The sequence below is a fragment of the Microbispora sp. H10885 genome, assembly GCF_014161415.1.
GTDB classification, from domain to species: Bacteria; Actinomycetota; Actinomycetes; order Streptosporangiales; family Streptosporangiaceae; genus Microbispora; species Microbispora triticiradicis.
The window spans coordinates 41,276-66,845 of sequence record NZ_JABBWY010000019.1 but is presented as its reverse complement, the minus strand read 5'-3'; the positions used below and the strand labels follow the sequence as shown (position 1 = coordinate 66,845).

The window sequence follows — 25,570 nt, the reverse complement described above, 5'->3', positions numbered from 1 at the left end:
TCAGTCGGCGGTCAGTCCGCGAGGACCTCGTCGGGGGAGGACCTGGCGAGCCGGGCGAGGGTGGCCAGGGCGAGCTCCAGCGTCTCCGCCGGAGGGGAGGCGAGGCCCAGGCGGACGGCGTTCGGCGCGCGGTAGTCGCCGACCGCGAACGCCGCCGCCGGGGTGACGCCGATGCCGTGCCGCGCCGCGGCGGCCACGAACGTGTCGGCCCGCCACGGGGGCGGCAGCTCCCACCAGCAGTAGTACGACCTCGGGTCGGCGCGCACCGCGAACCCGCCGAGGTGACGCGCCGCGATCTCCTGCCGGGCCTCGGCGTCCCGCCGTTTGCCGTGGCCCAGCGCGTCCAGCACACCGCCCGCGGCGAGCCGGGCCGCCGCGTCCAGCGCGAACCGCGACGGCGCCCAGCCTCCCGAGTGCAGCGCGGCGGTCACGCCGGGGACGGCGGCCTCGGGTACGACGGCGAACCCGACGGTCAGGCCGGGCGCGACCCGTTTGGAGAGGCTGTCCACGAGGATCACGCGATCGGGCGCCACGGCGGCGAGCGGGGGCGGATCGGGCCGGAGGAAGGACCAGACGCCGTCCTCCACCGCGGGCAGGTCCAGCCGCGCGAGCACGTCCGCGAGTTCGGCGCGGCGCTCGACCGGCATGCTGACCGACAACGGGTTGTGCAGCGTCGGCTGGACGTAAAGCGCCTTCAGCGGGGCCCGGCGCGCGGCGGCCTCGACGGCGCCGGGGACCAGGCCCGCCTCGTCGGCCGCCAGGGGCACGAGGGTGACCCCGAGCCGGGCCGCCATCGTCTTCAGGACGGGGTAGGTGAGCTCCTCGACGCCCAGCCGCGAGCCGGGAGGGGCCAGCGCGGCGACGGCGGCCGCGATCGCCTGGCGTCCGTTGCCCGCGAACAGCACCCGCGCGGGGTCCGGCCGCCACCGCGCACGGGCCAGCAGGTCCGCCACGACCTCACGGGCGTCGGCGGTGCCCGCCGCGCCCACCGGCCGCAGGGACGCCTCCAGCAGGTCGGGGCGCAGCAACGGCCGGATGCCCTCCCCCAGCAGGCGGGCCTGCCCGGGGATGAGGGGATGGTTGAGCTCCAGGTCGATCCGGGTGGCGGCGGGCTCGGCCAGGACCGTCCCGGCGTGCCGGGCGGAGGCGCGGACGAAGGTGCCCCGGCCCACCTCGCCGACCGTCAGGCCGCGACGGGTCAGCTCCGCGTAGACCCGTGCCGCCGTGGACCCGGCGATGCCGCGCCGCCGGGCGAAGTCCCGCTGCGGCGGCAGCCGGTCACCCGGCCTGAGCCGCCCGGCCGCGATGTCGGCGGCCACCTCGTCGGCCAGCTTCCGGTAGTCGTCCACGGTCTCCTCCTCTCAATTGCTCCGAGAGCAATATAAACATTGCATTCGATAAAGCGCGTGAAATAGCCTGAAAAAGCCTTCCGGACCGGCATCAAGGACTTTTTTCGACGAAGAAGGCGGCATCGATGGTGGAACGGAACGCGGTGCTGGGCGTGGTGTCCGTGGCGCTCGGAATGGTGCTCTCCCCGGGCCCGAACATGATGTATCTCGTGTCGCGGAGCATCGGCCAGGGACGCCGGGCGGGGCTGGTCTCCTTGAGCGGCGTCGTCGCGGGCTTCCTCGTGTACCTGGCCGCCGCGAACCTCGGCCTGGCGGTGCTGCTCGCGGCGTTCCCGCGGGTCCTCGCCGTGATCCGGCTGGCCGGGGCGGCCTACCTGCTGTGGCTCGCCTGGCAGGCCGTCCGGCCCGGCGGCGTCTCGGTGTTTGCCGTACGGGACGTGCCGCCCGACCCCCCGCGGCGGCTCTTCGCCATGGGCCTGATGACGAACCTGCTCAATCCGAAGATCGCCGTCCTGTACGTGTCCGTCATCCCGCAGTTCGTCGACATGAGCCGGGGAGACGTGCTGCTCCAGGGCGTCGTTCTCGGCGCTCTCCAGATCGCGGTGGCCGCCACGGTGAACTGCTCGATCGTGCTGGCCGCCGGCGGCGTCGCGGGCTTCCTGGCGCACCGGCCGGGGTGGCTGCGGGCGCAGCGGATCGTCATGGGCGGGATGCTCGGAGTGCTCGCCGTCACGCTCGCCGTCGGCGGCGCCTCGTCCTAGTCCTCGTCCGGAGCGCCCTCGCGGCTGGCGAGCAGCCGCCGCAGGGACTCCAGGCGCGCGGGATCGGCGTGCCCCTCGGCGACGTAGCCGACGAGCGCGCAGTCGTCGTCGAGATGGGTGCAGCCCTTGGGGCAGCCGGCCGTGGCGTCCACGAGGTCGGGGAACGCCGCGAGCACGGTCTCCACCGAGACGTGGGCGAGCCCGAAGCTGCGCACCCCCGGCGTGTCGATGATCCAACCGCCCTCGGGCAGTTCCAGCGCGACCGCCGAGGTGGAGGTGTGCCTGCCCCGGCCGGTGACCGCGTTCACGTGGGACACGGCCCGGCGGGCGTGCGGCACCAACGCGTTGACCAGGGTCGACTTGCCGACACCCGAGTGGCCGACCAGCACGCTGATCCGGTCCGCGAGCACCCCGGCCAGCTCGTCGAGCGCGCCGCCCCTGCGGACGACGACGTACGGCACGCCGAGGGGCTCGTAGAGGGCCACGAGGTCACGGGCTGGGGCGAGGTCCGACTTGGTGAGGCAGAGCAGCGGCTCGATGTCGGCGTCGAAGGCCGCGACGAGCATCCGGTCGATCATGCGGGGACGCGGCGGCGGATCGGCGAGGGCGGTGACGATCACCAATCGGTCGGCGTTGGCGACGATGGGCCGCTCGATGTCGTCGGTGTCGTCGGCGCTGCGGCGCAGCATCGACGTCCGCTCCTCGACGCGGACGACGCGCGCCAGCGTGTCGGGCTGCCCGGTCACGTCGCCCACCAGCGCGACGCGGTCGCCCACGACGATGCCCTTACGGCCGAGCTCGCGCGCCTTCATCGCGACGACGAGCGTCCGCTCGCCCCTCCGCCGCCCGGACGTCTCGGTGCCGGGCACGCCCTCACCGACCAGGCAGGTGTAGCGCCCGCGGTCGACGGCCACCACGAACCCCTCGACCGCCTCGCTGTGGGCAGGCCGGATGCGCGTCCGGGGCCGCGAGCCCTTGCCCGGCCTGATCCTGACGTCGTCCTCGTCGTAGCGCCGTCTGCTCAGTTCCCGTGCCCCGATCGTCCCAGTGCCGCCATCAGCGCCCCTCGCCGAGCCCTCCGCCGAGGCCTTCGCTGCCCAGCATCGCGGCCCACATGCGCGGGAACTCGGGCAGCGTCTTGGCGGTCGTCGCGATGTCCTCGACCTCGACGCCCGGCACGACCAGGCCGACGACGGCGCCCGCCGTGGCCATGCGGTGGTCGGCGTAGGAGCGGAAGACACCGCCGGTCAGCGGCCGGGGACGGATCTCCAGGCCGTCGTCGGTCTCCCGCGCGTCGCCGCCCAGCCGGTTGATCTCCGTCGCGAGAGCGGTGATCCGGTCGGTCTCGTGCCCCCGGATGTGCGCGACGCCCCTGATCCGGGAGGGGCCGTCGGCCAGCGCGGCGAGCGCGGCGATCGTGGGCGTGAGCTCGCTGACGTCCCGCAGGTCGGCGTCGATGCCCCGCAGGGATCCGGTGCCGGTCACTCGCAGGCCCTCCGGCACCCGCTCGACCCGCGCGCCCATCTCGGCGAGCAGCCCGCGCAGCGCGTCGCCGCCCTGCGTCGTCTCCTCCGGCCAGTCCGGCACGACGACGGCGCCACCGGTGACCAGGGCGGCAGCGAGGAAGGGCGCGGCGTTGGACAGGTCGGGCTCGACCGTGACGTCACCGGCCCGGACCGGCCCGGCCTGCACCCGCCACACGTCGGTCTCCGTGTCGTCCACCTCGACCCCGGCCCGGCGCAGCATCTGCACGGTCATCTCGATGTGCGGCATCGAGGGGACGGGCGGGCCGTCGTGCCGCACCGTCACGCCCTTCTCGAAGCGCGCGCCGGCCAGCAGCAGGCCCGAGACCATCTGGGAGGAGACGGACGCGTCGAGGACGACCTCCCCGCCCGAGATCGGCCCGCGGATCGTGAACGGCAGCGCGTCGTTGTCGACCGACGCGCCGAGCGCGCGCAGCGCGCCGAGGATCGGGCCCATCGGGCGCTTGCGCGCGTGCGGGTCGCCGTCGAAGAAGACCGGCCCGCCGGCGAGCGCGGCGACCGGAGGCACGAAGCGCATCACGGTCCCGGCCAGCCCGGCGTCGATCGACACCCCGCCGCGTACGGGACGCGGGGTCACCGACCAGTCCACGCTGTCGGCGCTCTCGTTGGACGGCGTCATCTCGGCGCCGAGCGCGCGCAGGGCCGCCGCCATGAGGTCGGCGTCGCGGCTGCGCAGCGCGAGCCGTACGGTGCCGGGGGCGTCGGCCAGCGCGGCGAGCACCAGCGCGCGGTTGGTCACCGACTTCGAACCGGGCAGGCGCACCGTCGCGCGGACCGGCCCGGCGGCCACCGGAGCGGGCCAGAGCGGTGCGTCGACGTCGTGCTGACGGGTGGCATGCGGCTCGGCGCCGCCGGACGCGGACTGCGGAGAGGCCATGCGGGCAAGCTTATCGGGCCCCTCTCCGGCGGCCGCACGCCGCGCGGGGCCCGCCGGGACGGCGGTCTTTGTGCCAGTCTTGATGACATGTGCGGGAGGTACGCGTCTGCGCGCAAGAAGCAGGAGTTGCTGGAGGAGTTCGAGGTCGAGCTGGACGGCGTGCCCGACCAGGAGCTGCGGCCCGACTACAACGTCGCGCCCACCAAGACCGTCTACGCGGTGATGTGCCGGGTGCCGAAGGACGAGGGCGGCGAGAGCGCCGGCGACCGGCCGGTCAGGCAGCTCCGGCTGGTCCGGTGGGGGCTCGTGCCGAGCTGGGCCAAGGATCCGTCCGTCGGCTCCCGCATGATCAATGCCCGGGTGGAGACGGTGGCGGAGAAGCCGTCCTATCGCAGGGCGCTGAAGTCGCGCCGCTGCCTGCTGCCGGCGGACGGCTACTACGAGTGGATGCCGGTCGAGGGGAAGAAGAAGCAGCCCTTCTTCATCCACCCGGCCGACGGCGGCGTGCTCGCGATGGCCGGGCTCTACGAGTTCTGGAAGGACCCCGGCCGGGCGGACGACGACCCGCTGAAGTGGCTGTGCACCTGCACCGTGATCACCACCACGGCGGAGGACAGGTTGGGCCGCATCCATGACCGCATGCCGATGATGGTCGAGCGGGAGCGCTGGGCGGAGTGGCTCGACCCCGGCGTCACCGATCCCACCGGGCTCCTCGTCCCGGCCGGCCCTGACCGGCTGGAGGCGTACGCCGTGTCCGACGTCGTGAACAACGTCCGCCACAACGGTCCCGAGCTGGTCGAGCCGCTGGAAGGCGACGACGTCCCGACGCTCGGCTAGAGGGTGTAAGCGGCGCGGGAAGTGGGAATCCGTTCGAGAAAGCGGTTGCACGGTAAGTGAACGGCCGCTGACCGACCGGGAGGCCGGGGGCTCCTGGACGGATGACTCCCCACTCCCGGAGGTGCGGATTCGTGGACGTCGCGACCGCGCGTATGCGCCTGGAAAGCATGCTGCACGAGCTCGACCGGTCGATCGGCGTGCTGCGCGCGGGCACGGACCGGCACGGCGGGTCCTCGGCCGACGCGGGAGCCGGTCTCACCGACGCCGACCGCGCCCGGGCGATGCTCGACGCCGCGGGCCGGCAGCGTACGGCCGTGCTCGCGGCGCTGCGCCGGCTGGACGACGGCGGTTACGGGCGGTGCGTCGACTGCGGGTCGGCCGTGCCGGACGGCAGGCTGGAGGCCCGTCCCGAGGCGGCGCGCTGCGTGCAGTGCCAGTCGCGGGCCGAGCGCCGGCGCTGACCGGCCGGCCCGCCCTGCCGACCCCGGCAGCTGGCCCGCCCTGCTGACCGGGCCGCCGCGCTCAGGACGGCTTGCGCACGCTGGCCACGAGGTGGATTCCCACCGTGTCGTCGCCGTCCGCCTGGGTCTCGAGTTCGGTGCGCACGAGCCAGGACAGCGACTTGCTCTCCGAGCTCAGCACGTGGTCCACGGTGGACGGGGACAGCACGGTGCGCGGGCGCACCCACTCGACCTCCAGCCCGGCGCCGGTGACCAGCTCGCGCACCTGCTGGGTGGTGAAGCAGCGCGTGATGCTGCCGTCCGGCCAGGGGATCAGCATGACCTCCCCGGTCTGGCACAGGTGCGCCCAGTAGTTCTGCTCGGCCAGGATCGCCATCCCGAGGACCAGCGAGTCGACGCACAACAGAGCGCGCCCGCCGGGCCGCAGCACCCGGGCCACGTCCTCGACGACCGACTCCGCCATGATCTCGACCGACAGCACGCGCTCCTCGGCGATGACGCCGTCCACGCTGCCGTCGGGCAGGAAGCCCAGATCGTCGGCGCGCACCTTCTGGATGCGCTCGGAGGCGTCGCGCAGCCAGGGATCCGCCGGCCTGCGGAAGTCGACGACCTCGACCACGCGGTGCCCGGCGCGCGCCGCCTGGGCCGGCCACCGCCCCCGTCCGCCGGACAGGTCCAGCAGCAGGGAGGGACGGGCGGGCAGCCACCGCCGGAGCTGCTCGGCGACCACCGCGTGATAAAAGGTCCAGTACGGCCCGAGTGTGCCCGAGCCGTTGAGTTCGTTGGCCGGTATAGGCAGCACGAGCGGCTCCTGCACTCTGGCCGTCCCCGCGCACTCGCGTGGAACGGCGAAACTCGGTCTCCGGGCCACCTCGGTCGTGTCCGGCACACGCACGCGACGGACGGCATCGGCCGGACACTCCCTCGCCGGTGCCTGGTTTTTTCCCCGCACCGGGTCGTTCGTCACCTCAAACTGCACCGGGAACAGACTCTACGCCCGCCCTGTTGCAGTTGTGCATGAAGACGTTGGTGCTGTCAGAAGGCCTCGACTGGCCCGGCCTGGGCGGACCGGTATCCTCGGCTGGGTACGGCGTCCTGAAGGGGGTGGGTCCGGTCTCCAAGACAGCCGAGGAGACTCTGGAGCAGCGCAGCGAGCGGTTCGAGCGCGACGTCATGCCGTTTCTCGACCAGCTCTACTCCGCGGCGCTCCGGATGACCCGTAACGCAGCGGATGCGGAGGATCTCCTGCAGGAGACCTTCGCCAAGGCCTTCGCCTCCTTCCACCAGTTCCAGGAGGGGACGAACCTCAAGGCCTGGCTCTACCGCATCCTCACCAACACCTTCATCAACAGCTATCGGAAGAAGCAGCGGGAGCCCAAGCAGGCGGGCACCGAGGAGATCGAGGACTGGCAGCTCGCGCGGGCGGAGTCGCACACGTCCAGCGGGCTGAAGTCGGCCGAGATCGAGGCGCTTGAGCATCTTCCCGACAGTGACGTGAAGGATGCTCTCGCCGCACTTCCCGAGGAGTTCCGCATCGCCGTCTACCTGGCGGATGTGGAGGGCTTCCCGTACAAGGAGATCGCCGAGATCATGGGCACGCCCATCGGGACCGTGATGTCGCGCCTCCACCGCGGCCGCCGGCAGCTCCGCAACCAGCTCGAGGACTACGCGCGCGAGCGCGGCCTCGTACGGCCGGACTCCCGCGGCGCGGATCAGGGCGGGACGGTTGGCGAGGAGGAGCGATGAGCTGCGGGAAACACCACGACACGCCGTGTGGCGAGGTGCTCGACAAGGTCTACACCTACCTGGACGGCGAGCTCGACAACGACCGGATCGCCGAGATCAGGAAGCACCTCGACGAGTGCGGCCCCTGTCTTGAGGAGTACGGCCTGGAGGAGGCGGTCAAGCGCCTCGTGGCCAAGCACTGCGGGTGCGATCCCGTGCCACAGGACCTGCGCGCCAGGGTCCTGACCCGCATCCAGCAGGTACGCGCCGAGATGGCCGAATAGGCCGCGTCCCCTGGGCAGAGTGAGGACCGGGCTGTGCGAGGCCCGGGCCGCGGCGCGGCCCGTTAGGATCTTCCCCGTACGGGGCCGGGAGGGGGCGGGGCATGCGTGCGCTGGTAACGGGCGGAGCGGGCTTCATCGGGTCGACCCTCGTCGACCGGTTGCTCGCGGACGGACACGAGGTCGCGGTGGTGGACGACCTGTCGTCCGGGCACCCGCGCGACTCCGACGCCCCCCTGCACGCGATGGACGTGCGCGACCCCGCGCTCGCGGAGGTCGCCGCCCGGTGGCGGCCGGAGGTCGTCTGTCACCTCGCCGCGCAGATCAGCGTGCGCCGGAGCGTGGCCGACCCGGTGACCGACGCCGCGGTCAACGTCGAGGGCACTGTGAACGTCCTGGAGGCCGCCCGCCGCGCCGGCGCCCGCAAGATCGTTTACGCCTCGTCCGTGGCCGTCTACGGCAGGCCGGCCGTCATCCCGGTCCCCGGCGACGCGCCCGCCGATCCCCGTTCGCCGTACGCCGCCTCCAAGCTCGGCGGGGAGCTCTACCTCGCGACCTACCGCGCGTTGCACGGCCTCGAATACACCACGCTCGTGCTGTCGAACGTCTACGGGCCGCGCCAGTCGCCCGAGGGCGAGGCCGGGGTGGTCGCCATCTTCACCGACGCCCTGCTGACCGGGAAGCCCACGGTCGTCTACGGCGACGGCTCCCAGACCCGCGACTACGTGTTCGTGGACGACGTGGTGGACGGCTTCGCCCGCGCCTGCGGCCCGGACGGCGACGGCCGCCGGTTCAATCTCGGCACCGGCGTGCGGACCAGCGACCGGGAGCTGCACACCCTGGTCGCCGCGGCGGCGGGCGTCCCCGACGAGCCGCGCTTCGAGCCCGCGCGACTCGGCGACCTCCCCGACATGGCCGTCGACCCGGCGCCCGCGCTGGAGGGCCTCGGCTGGCGTCCCCGCCACGATCTGGCCACCGGCCTGAAGGCCACCGTCGAATGGGCCCGCGAGGCGCCGGCCTGACGCGAACCCCTGCAATTGCACGCGGTGTGATTGCTTGGTTACGTTTTGGCTGCGATGGTCGCGACATCCCGGACCGGCCCGCGCCCCTTCTGTAGCCTGAGGGCGCAATCGACGTGGAGGCGGCGCAATGTTTGGGAAGACCGTCGTCAGGCTGATAGTGGCGCTGGCGCTGCTCACTCCGGTGGTCGCTCTGGTCGGCCTCGCTGCCGGCACCCCGGGGATCTCCTGGACGTAGTCACTGCCTGTGGGCCGGTCACGGACGGCCGGCCCACAGGTCCGATCCGCATTCGAGGTGGCCGCCAATGCGGGAACTTCCATGGCCCGCCAGGGTCTATTTCGCCGCGCTCGTCGGGACCGCCGGCGTCGTGATCGCGCGTGGCCTGCTCGCCCGTCACGGGCTCACGCCGGAGGACTGGTCCACGCTCCTCGTCCTCGCACTGCTGTTCCTGCTGTGCGAGTCGGTGCCGACGCTGCTCAGCGTGCCGAACGTCGCGGTGTCGGTGAGCTTCTCCGCCGCCCTGGCCGCCGTGGTGCTCGTCGGCCCGGAGGGGGCCGCCCTGGTCGGACTGGCCGCGGTGGTGAGCGCGCGCCCCGGCCTGCCGCTGGTCAAGCGGCTGTTCAACGGCGCGCAGTACGCGCTGTGCGGATACGCCGCCGGGTGGGCCTACGAGAGCGCGGGCGGGGTGCCCGGGCTGCCGGAACCGGCCGACTTCCCGGGCGTCCTGGTGCCGTACGCCGCCGCGACGGCGGCCTTCGTGGCCATGAACTTCGCGCTGACCGCGGTCATCCTGCGGCTCGCCGCCGTGGTGCACCGCGACCAGGTCTCGCTCCGCGTGATGGTGCAGTTCCTCAGCTCCTACGTCGGCTTCGCCACCTTCGGCCTGCTGATCGCGGCCCTGTGGTCGACCGTGCAGTCGATCTCCGCCGTGCTCGTGCTGCTGCCGCTGTTCGTCGCCCGGTGGGCGCTCGGGCACTACCACGCCGAGCAGCGCGCGTACGACGCGACCATCGCGGCGCTGTGCCAGGCGGTGGAGACCAAGGACTACTACACGCGCGGGCACTGCACGCGGGTCTCCGCCGCCTCGTCGATGATCGCCGAGGAGATCGGCATGGGCACCGAGCGGCTCCGCGCGATCCGGTACGCCGGCATGCTGCACGACGTCGGCAAGCTCGGCGTGCCGACCAAGGTGCTGCAGAAGGAGGGCCGGCTCACCGAGGAGGAGTACGCCGCGATCCAGCTGCATCCCATGCGGGGGCTGGAGATCGTGCGGGGCATCGACTTCCTCGACGAGGCGTTCGCCGGGATCATGCACCACCACGAACGGCACGACGGCAAGGGCTACCCGATGGGGCTCGCCGGGTCCGAGATCCCGGAGTTCGCCCGGATCATCGCGGTGGCCGACGCCTTCGACTCCATGACCTCCGACCGTTCGTACCGGAAGGCCAAACCGATCGAGGTCGCGGTGGCGGAGCTGCGCAAGAACGCGGGGACGCAGTTCGACCCCGACATGGTGGTCCGGTTCGTCAGGGCGCTCGACCGGCACGGGTGGCAGCCGGCCCAGCCGGCGCCCGTCCCGCCGGACGACGCCGCCGTGGAGACCACGGCCAAGGACCACGACGACCCGACCACCCCGATCCAGGTGGTGTCCGAGCGGTGAGGACACGCCGGCCGGCCACCGCGCACCTGGGACTCGACTCGGGTCAGCTCCTGCTGATCTGCGCGGCCGGGATGCTGACCGTCGCGGGCATCGCCCACACGGCGGCGCGGGGACTGACCGACCCGCGGGTCGCCATCGGGTTCGGCGCGCTCATCGCGGCCGGAGAGCTGGCCCGGCTCACCATGCCGGGCAACCGCGAGGTCGCGCCAGTCTCCACCGCGGCCTCCCTCGGGTACGCCCTGCTGCTCGACGTGGGCGGGCGGCCCGCGGGCCACTCGGCCCTGGAGGTCGTGGCAGTGATGTCGGTCGGCATGATCGCCGGAGGGCTGCCGCATCTGGCGGTCGGCCGGCCGCCGCGGCTCGACGCGATGGCCCGGAGACTGCTCGCCGGGTCGCTGCTCGCGTTCGCCTACCGGCCGCTGACCGGCTCGCTGGAGGCGACCGCCCGGGACACCGGCGCCGGCCACGGCAACTGGTGGCCGGCGCTCGGGGTGATGGCCGTGCTGGTCACGGTCATGCTCGCGGCCGACGTGGTGATCGCGGCCATGCTCCGGGCCAACCAGGTCAGGACCGCGTTCGGCGTCGCCGTACGCGACGAGATCAGGATGGCCGCGCCGCTCGGCGCCGCCGTCGCGGCGTCGGGCATCCTGCTCGCGCTCGCCTCGCACAGCATGGACATGACCGCCCTGCCCGCGTTCGCCGCGCCGCTGCTCGTCACGCAGGTGGCCTTCCGCAAGTACGCCGGCATCCGCGCGACCTACCTGCAGACGGTGCGCGCGCTGAGCCGGGTCACCGAGGTCGGCGGATACGTGGAGCCGGGCCACTCGCGCCGCGTCAGCCGGCTGTCCGTCGGCGTCGGGCGGGAGCTCGGCATGTCGGAGCCCCAGCTGCTGGAGCTGGAGTACGCCGCGCTCATGCACGACATCGGCCAGCTCTCGCTGCGCGATCCGATCCCCGGCGGGGCCACGGTGCTGGCCGACGCCGACCAGGCCCGGCGGATCGCCGGCCTGGGCGCCGAGGTGATCAGGAAGACCGGCGTGCTGCACGGCGTGGCGGAGATCGTCCGGCGGCAGTGCGACACGCTCGGCGAGTCGCCCCCGATGGCCAGCCGGATCATCAGGGCCGCGAACGCGTACGACGACCTGGTGGGCGCGTCGACCGACCGGGACAGGGCGGCGGCGGCGCTGGAGCGGCTGCGGCTCGACGGTGGTTCGGCCTACGATCCGGGTGTGGTGGAGGCTCTGGCGCGTGTCGTCGACCGGCTCGTGCTCGTCACCCGGTTGTAGCAGACGTAACACTGCGGCACCGCCGGCGCCACGCCGATGACATCATCGTTGTCGCGACCCTACAGATTCGCCCGCCGGGTTCAGTCGGAACGGGCGGAGGGCCCTGGCGGGTGATCCCCCTAGAGTTGGCAACGTGCTCGACTCAGTTTTGATCGCCAATCGCGGTGAAATCGCCCGGCGGATCATCCGTACGGTCCGGGGGATGGGGCTGCGCGCGGTCGCGGTCCACTCCGAGGCGGACGCCGACCTGCCGTTCGTCCGCGAGGCGGACGACGCCGTGCTCCTCGGCCCGGCGAACCCGGCCCAGAGCTACCTCGACATCGACAAGGTCCTCCAGGCCGCCCGTACGACGGGAGCGCGGGCGGTCCACCCCGGTTACGGGTTCCTCGCGGAGAACGCCGCGTTCGCCCGTGCGGTGATCGACGCCGGGCTCGTCTGGATCGGCCCGGACCCCGAGGCCGTCGAACGGATGGGCGACAAGATCAACGCCCGGAACCTGATGGAGGCGGCGGGCGTCCCGGTCGCCGCCGGGACCAGGGAACCGGTGTCCGACCTCGCGCAGGCCGAGCGGGCCGCCAAGGAGATCGGCTACCCCGTCATGGTCAAGGCGTCCGGCGGGGGCGGCGGAATCGGCATGGGCGTCGCCCGTGACGACGACTCGCTGGCGAAGGCGTTCGAGCAGGCCTGCCGGGCGGCCGCCCGGTTCGGCGGCGAGCCGGCCATCCTGCTGGAGCGGTACGTCGAACGGGCCAGGCACGTCGAGGTGCAGATCCTCGGCCTCGCCGACGGCACGGTGGTCGCGCTGGGCGAGCGGGACTGCTCGGTCCAGCGGCGGCACCAGAAGGTCGTGGAGGAGAGCCCGTCTCCCGGCGTCACCCCGGAGCTGCGTGAGCGGATGCTCGCGGCCGCCGTACGGGCGGGGGAGGCGGTGGCCTACCGCGGCGCGGGCACGGTCGAGTGCCTGGTGGACGCCGACGCCCAGGACTTCGTCTTCCTGGAGATGAACACCCGCCTCCAGGTGGAGCACCCCGTCACCGAGCTGGTCACCGGCCTCGACCTGGTGGAGCACCAGATCCGGATCGCCGCCGGGGAGGTCTACTCCGTGGAGCCGCGGAGCAGCGGCCACGCGATCGAGTTCCGGGTGTACGCCGAGGACCCCCGCCGGTTCCTTCCCGGCCCTGGCAAGATCGGTGTGTGGGAGGAGCCGGAGGGCGAGGGGGTGCGCGTCGACTCGGGATACACGGCGGGCAACACGGTCACGCCGTTCTACGACCCGCTGATGGCCAAGCTCTGCGTCGTCGGCGCCACCCGCGAGGAGGCGCTGGAACGCGGACGGGCGGCCGTCGCGGCGTTCCGCGTCGAGGGTCCCAAGCACAACCTGCCCTTCTGCGCCGAACTGCTCGATCATCCCGAGTTCGTGAGCGGGGACTACGACACCGGTCTGGTCTCCCGGATGAGAAAATCCTGATCTGCTGAATCCATGTTGAGGGGAGTGTCCGGGTGGCCGAGGTGCACGCCGAGATGGTGGCGAACGTCTGGAAGATCGTCGTGAGCGAGGGCGACGTCGTCGACGAGGGCGACACGCTGGTGATCCTGGAGTCGATGAAGATGGAGATCCCGGTCCTCACCGAGGACGCGGGGACCGTCACCAAGCTCCAGGTCAAGGAGGGCGACGTCGTCCAGGAGGGCGACCTCATCGCCGTGATCGACTAGAGACGGGCGAGGAAGCGCTCGCGGTCGACGACGACCCGTTCGATCGTGCCGGTGGCCACCTGGGCGCCGGTCTTGTCGACGGCGCTGACGGAGAAGACGAGCCGCCTGCCGTCCACCTCCGTGAGTTCGGCGGCGATCCAGACGTGCATCCCGACGGGGCTGGGCAGGCGGTGCTCGATCAGCACCCTGGTCCCCACCGAGGTCTGCCCGGGCTCCAGGTGCTGGTGGACGGCCTTGACCGTGGCGCCCTCGGCGAACGAGAGCAGCCGGGGCGTCCCCAGCACCGGCACGTCACCGCTGCCGACCCGGATGGCCGTGTCCCCACGCTCCACCATGATGAGGACCTCGGCGCGCAGACCTGGAGCGAGACTCATGCCGTGAGCCTATTGGTTCGGCTTCCGATTGGAAGCGGCCGCAACTTTTCGCGGCGCGGAGACGTCTTAGAGAGGGGCGTCGCAGGAAGCGGCGTCTTGGACAGCGGTGTCTCAAGAAACAGTGGTGTCTCAAGAAGGGGGAAGAGCAGGCGGTCACCGGCTAGGGTGATGCACCGTGGACCTCTTCTGCGATCACTGCGGCCGTCCGGCCGAGGACGGTGATCACGCGGCCTGCCTGGCCGCGAGGACGATGGAGCCACCGCGCTACTGCCCGCAGTGCCGCCGGCGGCTGGTCGTCCAGGTGACGCCGAGGAGCTGGTCGGCGCGGTGCTCGGTGCACGGTGCCAGCGGCGGATAACAGGTAAGCTCGACATCCGGCCCCCGAGCCCGGATCCCTCGCCTTACAGGGTTCCGTGATCCTGTCGTTATCTTCCCGCGACGCGAGCCTGCTTTGTTGGACACCTTCGGGGGTCGAGTGACTTAGGGGGTACGGGGCGCAAATGGTGGCCCAAGGGATGACCCTGGCCGGGCGCTACCGGTTGGACGCCCGGCTCGGCGCCGGGGGCATGGGCGAGGTGTGGCGTGGTGAGGACACGGTCCTCGCGCGCACGGTCGCGGTCAAGGTGCTGCTCCCCGGTCGCCTCGACGACCCCGGATTCGCCGTTCGCTTCCAGGGCGAGGCGCGGGCGATGGCGACCGTCAACCACCCCGGAGTCGTCGACGTCTACGACTACGGCGTGACCGACGTCCCCGGCGACGGCTCGACCGCGTACCTCGTGATGCGGTTCGTGGACGGCGAGCCGCTCGACCGCCTGCTGACCCGGATCGGCCGCATCGGTCCCGAACCGGCGATGGAGCTCATCGCGCAGGCCGCCTCCGCGCTGCAGGCCGTGCACGAGCGGGGGATCGTGCACCGGGACATCAAGCCCGGCAACCTGCTCGTCCGCCCGGACGGCACGCTGGTGCTCACCGACTTCGGCATCGCCCGCGCCGACTCGGGCAGCCGCCTCACCGACGCGGGCATGGTGCTCGGCACCGCGGCCTACTGCGCACCCGAGCAGGCCGAGGGTGCTCCGGTCACGCCCGCCGTCGACATCTACGCCCTGGGTGTGGTGGCGTACGAGTGCCTGGCGGGCCGGCGCCCCTTCGACGGCGACTCGCCGGTGACGATCGCGCTCAAGCACATCCGCGAGGAGCCGCCGCCGCTGCCGCCGGACGTGCCGCCCGCCGTGCGGGCCGTCGTCGAGCGGGCCATGTCCAAGGACCCGGCGCTCCGCTGGCCGTCGGCCGCCACGATGAGCCAGGCGGCCCGGCAGGCGGTGCAGCCCGGTGCCCAGGTACCCGGTGCTCAGATACCCGGGGCCCAGATACCCGGCGCGGTCTCCCAGGCGATGGCCGTCCCCCCTCCGCCGGTCGCGGCGACCCAGGCCGGTCCCTACCCGGGCGGGCCCGAACCGGTCCCCTCCACCGGCCACACCTACCGCGTCACCCGCGAGTCGTGGGACGACGCCCCCGCCGTGCCGCCGGCGACCGTGGCGACGCCGCAGCAGGGCACGCGGGTGTCGCGGCGCGCGGCGGCGAGAGACGCCGCCCAGCGGTCCAGGCGGGGCCGCGGGCTGCCGCTCGCGGCCGGAGTGGCGGGAGTGGCCGTCGTCGGGGCCCTGGCCGTCCTGGGGATCAACATGGCCTCGGCCGGGTCCGGCACGCCCGAACCCTCGAACACGGGGCCCCTCACCGTGGAGACCCCCACGCCCAGCCCGTCGCCGTCCCGTTCCCGCCCCCGCAGGACGCCGACCCCGACGGCGGCCGTGCCGTCGGTGCGGCCCAGTTCGCCCAGGCCGAAGCCGAGCCCGACGCCCACTCCGTCGCCGAGCCCGTCCGCCTCACCCTCGCCCTCTCCCTCGCCGAGCCCGGCCGAGGATCTCGTCGAGGTCCCGTCCGTCGTGAAGGTGACCGAGAGCGTCGCGCTGGCGCGGATCAACAAGATGGGTCTCAAGCCCGCCGGCACCACGACGGGTGAGGGCAAGTGCCGGGGGCTCGTCGTCAGCCAGAGCCCGGCCGCCGGGACGAGGAAGCCCGAGGGCTCCGTGGTCAAGTTCGTCGTGCAGCTGAAGCCCTGCGCGTCCGCCTCGCCCAGCGCCACGCCGAGCCCGTCCCCGGCCCGCACGCCGGCCCCCTGACGGTCACGCCCCGCCCGCCGGAGCGGGCGGGGCGCTCATGCCCGTCAGGCGCCCTCGTCAGACGCCCGAGGTGGTGCGCGGGTAGGCGACGGCCGGATCGGTCGCGATGTTCACCATGTACGGCACGCCGGAGTCGAAGGCGCGGCGCAGCGCCGGGCCGATCTCGTCCGGCGACGTGACCAGCTCCCCGCCGCCGCCGAGCGCGGTGACGACCTGGTCGTAGCGGCACTGCGGCTGGAGCTCGGCCGCCACGTCGTAGCCGTACAGCATCTGCATGGGGTGCTTCTCCAGCCCCCACATGCCGTTGTTGCCGCAGATCATCACGACCGGCAGCCGGTGCCTGACCAGCGTGTCCACGTCCATCAGCGAGAAGCCCGCGGCGCCGTCGCCGAGCAGCAGCACGACCTGCGACGACGGCCGGGCCAGCCGGGCCGCGATGGAGTAGCCGAGCCCGGTGCCGAGGCAGCCGTACGGCCCGGGATCGAGCCAGCTGCCCGGGCGGCGCGGCTCGACGTACTTGCCGGCGTAGGAGACGAAGTCGCCGCCGTCGCCGATCACCACCGCGTCGTCGGCGAGCACCTTGTTCAGCTCGCCGTAGATGCGCATGGGATGGATCGGGTCGGAGTCGGACTCCAGCAGCGGCGCGTCCTCGGCGATCGCCGCCGCCGCCGTCTCGCCCAGCCGGGTCACCCAGGGCGCGTACGCCTTCGGGTTCACCCCGGCCGTGCCGCACGCGGCGCCGAGGCCCCAGAAGAGGAGGGACAGGTCGCCGGACGCCGAGCCCGACAGGCCGGTGTGGGTCGCGAGCTGGGAGGGCGCGTCGACGATGTGCACGACCCGGGCCAGCGGCGCGCCCTCCTTGCCGCCGAACCAGCCGTACGCGAGGCGGAAGTCGAGCGGGGTGCCGACGACGACGACCAGGTCGGCCTGGCTGAACGCGAGGCCGCGGGCACGGGTGACGAGCAGTTCGTGCCCGGCGGGCAGGATGCCCCGCCCCTGCCCGTTGGGCACGACCGGCAGGCGCCACTCCTCGGCGAAGTCCCGCGCCGCCTCCTCCGCGCGGTCCATCCACACGTCCGAGCCCAGCACGAGAAGCGGGCGCTCGGCCTCGGCGATCAGCCGCGCGATGCCGGCGAGCGCCTCGGGGTCGGGCTCCAGCGGCGACGGGGTCAGCGTCTCCGAGTCGTACTCGGCCGACGGCGAGAACAGGTCGTCCATGTGGACGTCCAGGAACACCGGACCGCGGTGCGGGGCGAGCGCGGTCCGGAAGGCCATCTCCACGTCCTGCCCGATGGAGTCCGCGCCCGAGCCGGTGAAGGCGAGCTTGGTGATGGGCTCGAACAGCGGGGGATGGTCCATCTCCTGCAACGCCCCGGAGCCCCAGCGCGAGCGCGGGGCGCGCCCGCCGAGGACGACGACAGGGGAGCCGTTGAAGTGGGCGGTCGCGACCCCCGAGACGCCGTTGGTGACGCCGGGGCCGGCGGTGAGCACCGCGAGGCCGGGCCTGCGCGTCAGCCGGGCCGTCGCCTCGGCGGCGAACACCGCGCTCTGCTCATGGCGCACGTCGAGGATGCGCATGTTCTGATGGACGGCCCCGTCGTAAAGGGGGAAGACGTGCCCGCCGGAGAGCGTGAACATGGTGTCCACGCCGTAGGCCTGGGAGACGGCGACGGCGATGTCGCCTGCGTGTTTGGGGGACTCCATAGGGTGAAACCTACCAGTCGGTCACTTTTGCCAACAGACGGACGGCCAATGCCCTCCCGCCACAGGAGAACGTCGGTCACCTCCGCTGATGCCCGTTGCCGCCCGGGATAAGCCAGTCAGAGGGTCTGGGAGAGCGCCTTGATGGGCATCTTGAGATCGGCGAGCAGCTCCAGGTCACGTTCGGGCGCCCGGCCCAGTGTCGTGAGGTAGTTTCCGACGATGACGGCGTTGACGCCGCCCAGCATGCCCTCCCTCGTACCGAGGTCGCCGAGGGTCAGCTCACGGCCTCCGGCGTACCGCAGGATGGTGCGCGGCAGGGCGAGGCGGAACGTGGCGATCGTCTTCAGCGCCTCGGCGCCGTCGACCAGCGGGTGATCGGCGAACGGCGTGCCCGGCCGGGGGTTGAGGAAGTTGAGCGGCACCTCGTCCGGCGCCAGCTCGCCGAGCTGGGCGGCGAACTCGGCCCGCTGCTCCGGCGTCTCACCCATGCCCACGATGCCGCCGCAGCACAGCTCCATGCCCGCCTCCCGGACCATGAGGCAGGTCTCCCACCGCTCCTCCCAGGTGTGGGTGGTGACGACGCGGGGGAAGTGCGACCGGGCGGTCTCCAGGTTGTGGTTGTAGCGGTGCACCCCCATCTCGGCCAGTTCGTCCACCTGCGCCTGGGTGAGCATCCCGAGCGAGCAGGCGACGTTGATCTCGACGGCCTCCCGGATCGCCCGGACGCCCTCGCGGACCTGGTCCATCAGCCGCCGGTCCGGCCCGCGCACGGCGGCCACGATGCAGAACTCGGTCGCCCCGGTCCGCGCCGTCTCGACGGCCGCCTGGACGAGGGAGGGGATGTCGAGCCAGGCCGCGCGGACCGGAGAGGAGAACTGCCCGGACTGCGAGCAGAAGTGGCAGTCCTCCGGGCAGCCTCCGGTCTTGAGCGAGACGATCCCCTCCACCTCGACCTCGGGACCACACCACTTCATCCGCACCTCGTGCGCCAGGGCGAGCAGGTCCGGCAGGCGGTCGCCGGGAAGCGTCAGGCACTCCAGCGCCTGCGCCGCGTCGAGCCCTCTGCCCTCGTCGAGAACCTGAACGCGGGCGATCTCCAGGATGTCGGTCTTCACGCGGCACTCCCGTCGGTCCGTTGGGGCACTGCTGTCACAGGGGCAGCTTAAAGGTCGAACGGAACGCGGCCGGGTTGAAACTGCCGCCGAACGCGGGAGCCAGGCCTGCCCGCGCCACGCGGGCGAACGCCTCGGGGCCGAGCGACCCCGCGCCCTCCGGCAGCGCGCCCGACAACGGGCGGGCGGCGAGCATCTCCAGGTCGGCGACGTTCGAGCGGTCCGCGAGGCCCGGGACGGCGGGCCAGGAGCCGATCACCACGCCCGCGAGGTCGAGGCCCCGGCCCGCCATCGCCTCAAGCGTCAGAGCGGTGTGGTTGAGGGTGCCCAGCCCGGCCCGGGCCACCACGAGCACCGAGGCGTTCAGGCGCCGGGCGAGGTCCGCGAGCGTGCCGCCCTCCTCGTCGTACCGGACGAGCAGTCCCCCGGCGCCCTCGACGAGCACCAGCCGGTGCGACTCGGCCAGTTCCCCGATCCGGGCCGCCGCGGCCTCGATCGACAGCGGCGGCAGGCCGGAGAGGCGGGCGGCGGCCGCGGGGGAGAGGGGGTCGGGATACCGCGTCATCTCGAAGGTCGAGGTCACCTCCGACAGGCGGATCACCTCGTCGAGGTCCCCGGGCTCCCCGGCCGCGACCCCCGTCTGCGCCGGCTTCACCACGGTGGCCGTCGCGCCCCGCGCCACCGCCAGCGCCGCGAGCGCGGCCGTCACCACCGTCTTCCCCACCCCGGTGTCCGTCCCGGTCACCACGAGAATGCTCACTGTGTTTCCCGCTTCGCTCTCGGGGCGCTCACATCCGCCATCTTCCCTCGTCGCTCGGGAGTTCGTTCCTCACTCCCTCTCTCCTCAGTCCAGATCGGCGGCGCGCCCCTCGGCTCGCTCGGCAGCCATCAGGGCCTGCGGAGGCGGGTGACGAACTTGTAGCGGTCGCCGCGGTAGAGCGACTGGGCGTACTCGACCGGGTTGCCGTCGGCGTCGAAGGCGTGCCGGGTCAGCAGCAGCATCGGCAGGCCGACGTCCACCCCGAGCACCTGCGCGTCGTACGGCGTGGCGAGCACGGTCTCGATGACCTCCTCCGCGTCGGTCAGCCGCACGTTGTAGGCGTTGTGCAGCGTCTCGTACAGCGAGGCGTGCACCTCCAGCTCGCGCCGCAGCCGGGGGAAGCGGCGGGCGGAAAGGTGCGTGGTGTCGATCGACATCGGCTCGCCGTTGGCCAGGCGGAGGCGGTGGATGCGCAGCACCCGGCTGCCGGGGTTGACGGCCAGCCGCCGGCCGAGCGTCTCGTCGGCGGTGACGTAGCTGATGTCGAGGATCTTGGTGTCCGGCTCCAGGCCGACCGTGCGCAGGTCGCCCGTATAAGAGGTGAGCTGGAGCACCTGCGCGACCTTGGGCTGCGCGACGAACGTGCCCTTGCCCTGGATGCGCAGCAGCCTGCCCTCGACCACCAGCTCCGACAGCGCCTGCCGGACCGTCGTCCGCGAGGTCTCGAAACGTACGGCCAGGGCGCGCTCGGGCGGGAGCGCGCTGCCCGCGGGGAGGCTCTTGGTGAGCTCCAGGAGACTCCGCTTCACGTCGTAGTACTTCGGCACCCGCGGAGAGTCCTCGCTGTGCTCCGTCACCTGTCCCACCCTCGACCCGGCCCTTTCGTCATCTCGGCCACAGCGGTGAGCGCACCCCGGACCACCACGAGATCATCGGACCGCAGATCGGCACGTGCGGTCAACCGCAGACATGCGCGGCCCTGGGGCACCGACGGTGGGCGGAAGCATCCCACGCGCACCCCGTGATCCGCACACAGGGACGCCGCGTCGAGCGCGAGCCGGGGCGGGCCGAGCACGACCGGCACCACGGCGGCGGCGGGGTCGGCCGTCTCCAGGCCGAGCTCGCGGGCCAGCGCGGCCAGCTCGCGCGCCCTCTCGCGGGCGCGGGCGGGCAGACCGGGAGACGCCTCCAGCAGGTCGAGGGCGGCCAGGGCGGCCCCCGCGCACCCGGGCGCGAGGCCGGTGTCGAAGATGAACGACCGGCCCGTGTCGACCAGCGTGCCGATCACCTCGGGGGCGCCCAGGACCGCGCCGCCCTGGGAGCCCAGCGACTTCGACAGCGTGACGGTCCGCACGACGTCCGGCCGGCCGGCGAGACCGGCCGCGTGCGCCGCGCCCCTGCCGTGGTCGCCGACGACGCCGAGCGCGTGGGCCTCGTCGACCACGAGCAGCGCGCCGTGCCGTACGGCGGCCTCGTACAGGGCGCGCAGCGGCGCGACGTCTCCGTCGACGGAGAACACGGCGTCGGTGACGACGAGGGCGTGCTCCTCGTCCCGCTCGGCCAGGACCTTGGCCACCGCCTCGGCGTCGCCGTGCGGCGTGATCACGACCCGCGACCGCGACAGCCGGCAGGCATCCACGATCGAGGCGTGGTTGCCCGCGTCGGAGACGATGAGCCCGTCCCGGCCGAGGGCGGCGACGGCGGCGAGGTTGGCGAGGTACCCCGACGAGAACACCAGGGCGCGGGACGCCCCCGTGAAGGCGGCGAGCCGGTCCTCCAGCTCGGCGTGCAGCCGGGTCGAGCCCGTCACCAGGCGCGACCCGGTGGAGCCCGCCCCCCATTCGCGGGTGGCGCGGACGGCCGCCTCGACGATCCGCTCGTGCCGGGCGAGGCCGAGGTAGTCGTTGGAGGCGAGGTCGAGCAGCCCGTCGTGGTCGGGCGTGCGCGGGCGCAGGGCGCGCCGCAGGCCCGCCGCCTCCCGCCGCGCCGCGGCCGCGCGCAGTCTGTCCATCGGCCCTGTGCTGCCGGCCCCGTCATGCGGCCCTGTCATGAGGTGCATACTGCCAGGTGACGAAGGTCGATTCGCTTTCGGCCCGGAAGGCGGCGCATCATGCACACGTGCCGACTCTCAGCGACCTGGTGTCTCGTCACACCGCACTCGAATCCGCCGACCTCGACTGGATTCACTCACTGGTCTCGGACTGGCAGCTGCTCGCCGACCTGTCGTTCGCCGATCTGATCCTCTGGGTTCCCGACCAGGGCGGCACGAGGTGGCTGGCGGTGGCCCAGATGCGTCCCACGACCGGTCCCACCGTCTACCACGACGACGTGGTGGGGATGTCCGTGGCGGCGGGAGAGCGGCCGCTGATCGACGTGGCGTGGGCCGAGCGCCGCATCTGCCGGGAGGGCGACCCCGACTGGTCGAGCGGCGTGCCGGTGCGTGAGGAGACCATCCCCGTACGGCGGGGCAGGGAGGGCCCGATCATCGGGGTGATCCAGCGGTCCACCAACCTGTCGTCGGCGCGCACCCCCTCCCGCCTGGAGCTGACGTACCTGCAGAGCGCCTCCGACCTCGCGCAGATGGTGGCGGAGGGCAGGTTCCCGTTCACGGAGGAGGAGCCGCTCCTGGTCAGGTCGCCCCGCGTGGGCGACGGCCTGCTCCGGCTGGACAAGGCCGGCCGGGTCACCTACGCCTCGCCGAACGCCCTGTCGGCGTACCGCCGTCTCGGCCTGCACGCCGACCTCGTGGGCGCGGACCTCGGGAAGACGACCGCCGACCTGTGTTACTCCGACGAGCCGATCAACGAGGATCTGATGCTCGTCGCCAGCGGCCGGGCGCCCCGGGAGACCGAGGTGGAGAACGGCGGCACGGTCGTGCAGCTACGGGCGATCCCGCTGATCGTCGGGGGCGGCCGCATCGGCGCGCTGGTGCTGATCCGCGACGTGACCGAGCTGCGGCGGCGTGAGCGCGAGCTGCTGACCAAGGACGCGACGATCCGGGAGATCCATCACCGGGTGAAGAACAACCTGCAGACCGTGGCGGCGTTGCTGCGGCTCCAGGCGCGCCGCCTGAACAACCCGGAGGGGCAGGAGGCCCTGAACGAGGCCGTGCGGCGGGTCGGCTCGATCGCGATCGTCCACGAGATCCTCGCGCAGATGCCGGAGGAGATGGTGGAGTTCGACGACATCGCCGACCGGGTCATCGCGATGACGGCGGAGGTGTCGGTCGCGCACGTGGCGATCAAGCGGACGGGCGGCTTCGGCGTGCTTCCCGCGGCGGTCGCGACCCCGATCGCGATGGTGCTGACGGAGCTGCTCCAGAACGCGGTCGAGCACGGCTTCGCGCATTCCTCAGGGAACGTGCAGGTCGTCGTCAGGCGGGACGCCGACCGGCTGGAGGTGGTGGTGGCCGACGACGGCAGGGGCCTGCCCGCGGACTTCGACCTGGAGGCGACCGGAAGCCTCGGGCTCCAGATCGTCCGCACGCTGGTCGTCGGCGAACTGTCGGGCCGCCTGGGCGTGGCCGGGAGGGACGGCGGGGGAACCGAGGTGAGCATCAGCATCCCGGTGCAGCCCGCCTGAGGCGCGCGTGAGGGGCACCCCGCTTCGCCGTGGCGGTGTGGGGGATGCCATAGTGGACGCGATGACCGACCGCAATGACGACCGCGACGACCGACATGCTGCGATCGACGTGATGCGACCCACGTGATTCAGATGAAGCGTGACTCGCTTGCAGCGAACGACGTGATGACCGCGACGAGGGTGCGCCGCCGTCCGGTGAACGCCGCGAGGGCATTCACCGAGGACGGTCGCGTACGGCGGCCGGACGGCCGGGGGTCAGACGGCGGCGCGGGCGCGGGCACGAGCCGTGCGGCGCTTGAGCGCGCGGCGCTCGTCCTCGCTCAGTCCGCCCCAGACTCCGGCGTCCTGGCCGGACTCCAGGGCCCACTTCAGGCAGGAGTCGGCGACCGTGCATCGCCGGCACACCTGCTTGGCCTCGTCGATCTGCATGAGCGCGGGACCGGTGTTCCCGATCGGGAAGAACAGTTCGGGGTCCACGTCACGGCAGGCAGCGCGGTGGCGCCAGTCCATGCGTTCCACTCCTTCGTCAGATGGAGCCTTCGTGGCTCCGCTGGCCGTCAACTTTGTGAACTCTTTCACTAACTAGGCCGGACGTTTACCCGGATCCAGGGTTAGGGGCCGGGAAGCGTCCACGCGATCGCCGGGGGCCCTTGCGGAGGCTGTGGTCTCCGTAAAGGTCCTACGTTCCGACGTCGTGATTCAGCTTTTCAGCCGTACCAACACCACACAAGAGGTTTGGGACAAGGTTTTGCCCGTCGTGGCTGTCGGATGCGTCACACTATGACTACATGTAACAGGTTAGACGAGGACTTGTAACGCGTCCGGGATAGCGCGAAAGATCACCCACTCGTGTTCTCCCAGGTAGTCGCCATCGAGCTGGAAGGCTACCGGCCGGGAGGCGAGGAGGGTGAACTCCTCTTCGTCATGCGTCTGAATGAGGTGTTTACCGCGCGGCAATCCCCGGTGTTCTCCGATGATCTGTCGGACCAAGGAGAGCACGGCGGGTGAATTCAACCTGCGGAGCCCGAGCAGATCGAGCCCCGTCTCGAAGCCGGCCCATGGTGTCGGGTTGATCGGACGTGCGCCGGCGTAGGTCCACGGCGCCGTGTTCGACACGATCGCCATGAAAATCCCATCCTCTGTCGGCAGGCCGGGACGCGCCAGCCGGATCGCCGGACGCCGCCGGTCGGTCACGAAGAAGTGCCGCACCGCCGTGCTCACGTAGAGGGCGGGCAGCGCGCGGTGTCCCGCGCTCCGCAGACCCTCCACGGCCCGGATGACCTCCGCGTCGTATCCCAGTCCTGCACAAAATGTGAAATATCGGGACCTTTGTTGGTCAGGGCCCGCTCCTGCCCCAGGATCGGGACCCGAAACCTCGTCGTGCCAAATCGCCTGTCCCAGACCGATGACACGGCGCCGGTCCTCGCGCAGCGCCTCCAGGACGGCTCCGGTCGCCTCGACCGGGTTGTTGGGCAGCCCGAGGGCGCGGGCGAAGACGTTGGCGCTGCCCCCGGGGATGACGATGAGGGCCGGCCGTTCGGTCGCGTGCCCGCCCGGATGCGCCTGGAGCAGCCCGTTGACGGTCTCGTTGATCGTTCCGTCGCCGCCGAGCACCGCCACCGCGTCGAATCCCTTGGCCCGCGCCGTCGCGGCGAGCGCGGTCGCGTGGCCGCGGTACGCGGTCTCCTCGACCGACAGGTCCACGGCGGCGCCGAGCGCCCGGATCAGCACGTCCCGCGTGCGCCGGTGCGTCGAGGTGGCCTTGGGATTCACGAGGAGGAGAGCCCGCATGCCTGAAGGTTAACGAACCGTTTACCGCTTCCGCCGGGTGACGCCTCTCCGGGGAGGGCGACCATCCCTGCGGGTAGGGTTGGGCGTTGTGATCAGCAGTTCCGCCGGCCGTCCCGCCACGCTCGCCGTGGCCGCCGCCGTCCTGGCCGCCGAGGGCCTGCTCGCCGTCGTCATGGGCGGCTACGTCGGCGTCGAGACCTTGATCGGCAAGCCCACCGACCTGGTGACCGGCCTCGCCGTGGCCGGGTTCGGCGTGCTCGGCGGGGCCGCCCTGATCTGGGTCGCCTGGGGCCTGTGGCACGTGCTGCGCTGGAGCAGGGGACCGGCGGTCGTCACCCAGATCTTCGCGCTGCCCGTCGCGATCACGCTGATCCAGTCGGCGCAGTACGGCTTCGGCGTGCCGCTCGTCGTCGCCGCCGTCGTGGCCCTGGTCGCGTTGCTCGCCCCGGCGTCGACCCACGCGCTGATGGGCGAGGACGGCTCCTGATCCCGGTGGGCCTGATCCGGATGGGCCCGAGCCCGGTGGGCCGATCTGGGTGACCGAGCGCCGCCG

25 protein-coding genes are annotated in these 25,570 nt (G+C 72.5%); 13 read left to right on the top strand and 12 right to left on the bottom strand.

What is annotated here, in order from left to right:
- Positions 1 to 11 precede the first annotated feature (11 nt).
- On the bottom strand, positions 12 to 1,349 hold the full coding sequence (locus tag HHX37_RS34820) for a PLP-dependent aminotransferase family protein (RefSeq protein ID WP_182883786.1): 1,338 nt from the start codon (positions 1,347 to 1,349) through the stop codon (positions 12 to 14).
- A 125-nt stretch (positions 1,350 to 1,474) separates the two neighbouring features.
- Here HHX37_RS34820 and HHX37_RS34815 point away from each other — a divergent pair, with 125 nt between their 5' ends.
- Positions 1,475 to 2,110, top strand: a complete 636-nt coding sequence (locus tag HHX37_RS34815; protein WP_182888108.1) for a LysE family translocator — start codon at positions 1,475 to 1,477, stop codon at positions 2,108 to 2,110.
- On the opposite strand, the gene rsgA is transcribed toward HHX37_RS34815, so the two are convergent.
- Both rsgA and aroA read right to left on the bottom strand, forming a co-directional pair.
- Positions 2,107 to 3,135 carry a ribosome small subunit-dependent GTPase A gene (rsgA, locus tag HHX37_RS34810; RefSeq protein ID WP_182878099.1) on the bottom strand — a complete coding sequence of 343 codons (1,029 nt, stop codon included), beginning with the start codon at positions 3,133 to 3,135 and terminating at the stop codon, positions 2,107 to 2,109. The two genes, HHX37_RS34815 and rsgA, sit on opposite strands and share 4 nt — an antisense overlap.
- Positions 3,136 to 3,166: 31 nt before the next feature.
- Positions 3,167 to 4,531, bottom strand: a complete 1,365-nt coding sequence (aroA, locus tag HHX37_RS34805) for a 3-phosphoshikimate 1-carboxyvinyltransferase (RefSeq protein ID WP_182888107.1) — start codon at positions 4,529 to 4,531, stop codon at positions 3,167 to 3,169.
- 87 nt (positions 4,532 to 4,618) lie between these two features.
- Between aroA and HHX37_RS34800 the strand changes: the two genes are divergently transcribed.
- Complete coding sequence (locus HHX37_RS34800) at positions 4,619 to 5,368, top strand: SOS response-associated peptidase (protein ID WP_182878095.1); 750 nt, start codon at positions 4,619 to 4,621, stop codon at positions 5,366 to 5,368.
- Positions 5,369 to 5,499: 131 nt separating this feature from the next.
- A complete protein-coding gene (locus HHX37_RS34795; protein ID WP_117408817.1) occupies positions 5,500 to 5,829 on the top strand; it encodes a TraR/DksA family transcriptional regulator in 330 nt (109 codons plus the stop codon).
- A gap of 61 nt (positions 5,830 to 5,890) precedes the next feature.
- Here HHX37_RS34795 and HHX37_RS34790 read toward each other — a convergent pair whose 3' ends face one another.
- Complete coding sequence (locus HHX37_RS34790; RefSeq protein WP_182877759.1) at positions 5,891 to 6,631, bottom strand: class I SAM-dependent methyltransferase; 741 nt, start codon at positions 6,629 to 6,631, stop codon at positions 5,891 to 5,893.
- A 302-nt stretch (positions 6,632 to 6,933) separates the two neighbouring features.
- Here HHX37_RS34790 and HHX37_RS34785 point away from each other — a divergent pair, with 302 nt between their 5' ends.
- The 7 genes from HHX37_RS34785 (at position 6,934) to HHX37_RS34755 (ending at position 13,514) form a co-directional block, all read left to right on the top strand.
- Complete coding sequence (locus tag HHX37_RS34785) at positions 6,934 to 7,575, top strand: sigma-70 family RNA polymerase sigma factor (RefSeq protein WP_117408844.1); 642 nt, start codon at positions 6,934 to 6,936, stop codon at positions 7,573 to 7,575.
- On the top strand, positions 7,572 to 7,838 hold the full coding sequence (gene rsrA / locus HHX37_RS34780) for a mycothiol system anti-sigma-R factor (protein ID WP_117408816.1): 267 nt from the start codon (positions 7,572 to 7,574) through the stop codon (positions 7,836 to 7,838). The genes HHX37_RS34785 and rsrA overlap by 4 nt, the downstream gene beginning before the upstream one ends.
- A 101-nt stretch (positions 7,839 to 7,939) precedes the next feature.
- On the top strand, positions 7,940 to 8,857 hold the full coding sequence (locus HHX37_RS34775) for an NAD-dependent epimerase/dehydratase family protein (protein WP_182883782.1): 918 nt from the start codon (positions 7,940 to 7,942) through the stop codon (positions 8,855 to 8,857).
- Positions 8,858 to 9,159: 302 nt separating this feature from the next.
- Entirely contained in the window at positions 9,160 to 10,515 is a 1,356-nt protein-coding gene (locus HHX37_RS34770) for an HD-GYP domain-containing protein (protein ID WP_182877757.1), read from the top strand.
- Positions 10,512 to 11,801 carry an HD-GYP domain-containing protein gene (locus tag HHX37_RS34765; RefSeq protein WP_182883781.1) on the top strand — a complete coding sequence of 430 codons (1,290 nt, stop codon included), beginning with the start codon at positions 10,512 to 10,514 and terminating at the stop codon, positions 11,799 to 11,801. The genes HHX37_RS34770 and HHX37_RS34765 overlap by 4 nt, the downstream gene beginning before the upstream one ends.
- Positions 11,802 to 11,934: 133 nt before the next feature.
- Positions 11,935 to 13,269 carry an acetyl-CoA carboxylase biotin carboxylase subunit gene (locus HHX37_RS34760; RefSeq protein WP_182888106.1) on the top strand — a complete coding sequence of 445 codons (1,335 nt, stop codon included), beginning with the start codon at positions 11,935 to 11,937 and terminating at the stop codon, positions 13,267 to 13,269.
- A 32-nt stretch (positions 13,270 to 13,301) separates the two neighbouring features.
- The gene (locus HHX37_RS34755) at positions 13,302 to 13,514 is read left to right on the top strand and encodes a biotin/lipoyl-binding carrier protein (protein WP_117408812.1); all 213 of its coding nucleotides are present in this window, start codon (positions 13,302 to 13,304) and stop codon (positions 13,512 to 13,514) included.
- Here HHX37_RS34755 and HHX37_RS34750 read toward each other — a convergent pair.
- Positions 13,511 to 13,888, bottom strand: a complete 378-nt coding sequence (locus tag HHX37_RS34750) for a thioesterase family protein (RefSeq protein WP_117408811.1) — start codon at positions 13,886 to 13,888, stop codon at positions 13,511 to 13,513. The two genes, HHX37_RS34755 and HHX37_RS34750, sit on opposite strands and share 4 nt — an antisense overlap.
- A gap of 500 nt (positions 13,889 to 14,388) precedes the next feature.
- On the opposite strand from HHX37_RS34750, the gene HHX37_RS34745 reads away from it, so the two are divergent.
- A complete protein-coding gene (locus HHX37_RS34745) occupies positions 14,389 to 16,068 on the top strand; it encodes a serine/threonine protein kinase (RefSeq protein ID WP_182888105.1) in 1,680 nt (559 codons plus the stop codon).
- 57 nt (positions 16,069 to 16,125) lie between these two features.
- Here HHX37_RS34745 and HHX37_RS34740 read toward each other — a convergent pair whose 3' ends face one another.
- The 5 genes from HHX37_RS34740 to HHX37_RS34720 form a co-directional block, all read right to left on the bottom strand.
- Positions 16,126 to 17,772: an acetolactate synthase gene (locus HHX37_RS34740; protein ID WP_182888104.1), complete on the bottom strand. Its 1,647-nt coding sequence runs from the start codon at positions 17,770 to 17,772 to the stop codon at positions 16,126 to 16,128.
- A gap of 116 nt (positions 17,773 to 17,888) precedes the next feature.
- Positions 17,889 to 18,887, bottom strand: coding sequence for a biotin synthase BioB (gene bioB / locus HHX37_RS34735; protein ID WP_182883777.1), 999 nt, complete (start codon positions 18,885 to 18,887; stop codon positions 17,889 to 17,891).
- A 34-nt stretch (positions 18,888 to 18,921) separates the two neighbouring features.
- Complete coding sequence (bioD, locus tag HHX37_RS34730) at positions 18,922 to 19,644, bottom strand: dethiobiotin synthase (protein ID WP_182888103.1); 723 nt, start codon at positions 19,642 to 19,644, stop codon at positions 18,922 to 18,924.
- A gap of 128 nt (positions 19,645 to 19,772) precedes the next feature.
- Positions 19,773 to 20,501, bottom strand: a complete 729-nt coding sequence (locus tag HHX37_RS34725; protein WP_208759319.1) for a GntR family transcriptional regulator — start codon at positions 20,499 to 20,501, stop codon at positions 19,773 to 19,775.
- Positions 20,498 to 21,655, bottom strand: coding sequence for an 8-amino-7-oxononanoate synthase (locus HHX37_RS34720; protein WP_259406972.1), 1,158 nt, complete (start codon positions 21,653 to 21,655; stop codon positions 20,498 to 20,500). Before HHX37_RS34720 ends, HHX37_RS34725 begins: the two co-directional genes overlap by 4 nt.
- 107 nt (positions 21,656 to 21,762) lie before the next feature.
- Here HHX37_RS34720 and HHX37_RS34715 point away from each other — a divergent pair, with 107 nt between their 5' ends.
- Entirely contained in the window at positions 21,763 to 23,226 is a 1,464-nt protein-coding gene (locus HHX37_RS34715) for a PAS domain-containing sensor histidine kinase (protein WP_111700806.1), read from the top strand.
- 255 nt (positions 23,227 to 23,481) lie between these two features.
- Here HHX37_RS34715 and HHX37_RS34710 read toward each other — a convergent pair whose 3' ends face one another.
- Positions 23,482 to 23,736 (bottom strand): WhiB family transcriptional regulator, encoded by a 255-nt coding sequence (locus HHX37_RS34710; RefSeq protein ID WP_111700805.1) that lies wholly within the window; start codon positions 23,734 to 23,736, stop codon positions 23,482 to 23,484.
- A gap of 288 nt (positions 23,737 to 24,024) precedes the next feature.
- The gene (locus HHX37_RS34705; protein WP_111700804.1) at positions 24,025 to 25,017 is read right to left on the bottom strand and encodes a diacylglycerol/lipid kinase family protein; all 993 of its coding nucleotides are present in this window, start codon (positions 25,015 to 25,017) and stop codon (positions 24,025 to 24,027) included.
- Positions 25,018 to 25,105: 88 nt separating this feature from the next.
- Between HHX37_RS34705 and HHX37_RS34700 the strand changes: the two genes are divergently transcribed.
- Positions 25,106 to 25,504 carry a hypothetical protein gene (locus tag HHX37_RS34700; protein WP_310738392.1) on the top strand — a complete coding sequence of 133 codons (399 nt, stop codon included), beginning with the start codon at positions 25,106 to 25,108 and terminating at the stop codon, positions 25,502 to 25,504.
- The last annotated feature ends 66 nt before the right edge of the window (positions 25,505 to 25,570 follow it).

Bases quoted from the DNA above. Each gene is read 5' to 3' on its own strand.
- HHX37_RS34815 (WP_182888108.1), top strand. From the start codon at position 1,475: ATGGTGGAACGGAACGCGGTGCTGGGCGTGGTGTCCGTGGCGCTCGGA.
- aroA (WP_182888107.1), bottom strand. From the start codon at position 4,531: ATGGCCTCTCCGCAGTCCGCGTCCGGCGGCGCCGAGCCGCATGCCACC.
- HHX37_RS34800 (WP_182878095.1), top strand. From the start codon at position 4,619: ATGTGCGGGAGGTACGCGTCTGCGCGCAAGAAGCAGGAGTTGCTGGAG.
- rsrA (WP_117408816.1), top strand. From the start codon at position 7,572: ATGAGCTGCGGGAAACACCACGACACGCCGTGTGGCGAGGTGCTCGAC.
- HHX37_RS34775 (WP_182883782.1), top strand. From the start codon at position 7,940: ATGCGTGCGCTGGTAACGGGCGGAGCGGGCTTCATCGGGTCGACCCTC.
- HHX37_RS34770 (WP_182877757.1), top strand. From the start codon at position 9,160: ATGCGGGAACTTCCATGGCCCGCCAGGGTCTATTTCGCCGCGCTCGTC.
- HHX37_RS34750 (WP_117408811.1), bottom strand. From the start codon at position 13,888: ATGAGTCTCGCTCCAGGTCTGCGCGCCGAGGTCCTCATCATGGTGGAG.
- HHX37_RS34745 (WP_182888105.1), top strand. From the start codon at position 14,389: ATGGTGGCCCAAGGGATGACCCTGGCCGGGCGCTACCGGTTGGACGCC.
- HHX37_RS34740 (WP_182888104.1), bottom strand. From the start codon at position 17,772: ATGGAGTCCCCCAAACACGCAGGCGACATCGCCGTCGCCGTCTCCCAG.
- HHX37_RS34720 (WP_259406972.1), bottom strand. From the start codon at position 21,655: ATGGACAGACTGCGCGCGGCCGCGGCGCGGCGGGAGGCGGCGGGCCTG.
- HHX37_RS34710 (WP_111700805.1), bottom strand. From the start codon at position 23,736: ATGGACTGGCGCCACCGCGCTGCCTGCCGTGACGTGGACCCCGAACTG.
- HHX37_RS34705 (WP_111700804.1), bottom strand. From the start codon at position 25,017: ATGCGGGCTCTCCTCCTCGTGAATCCCAAGGCCACCTCGACGCACCGG.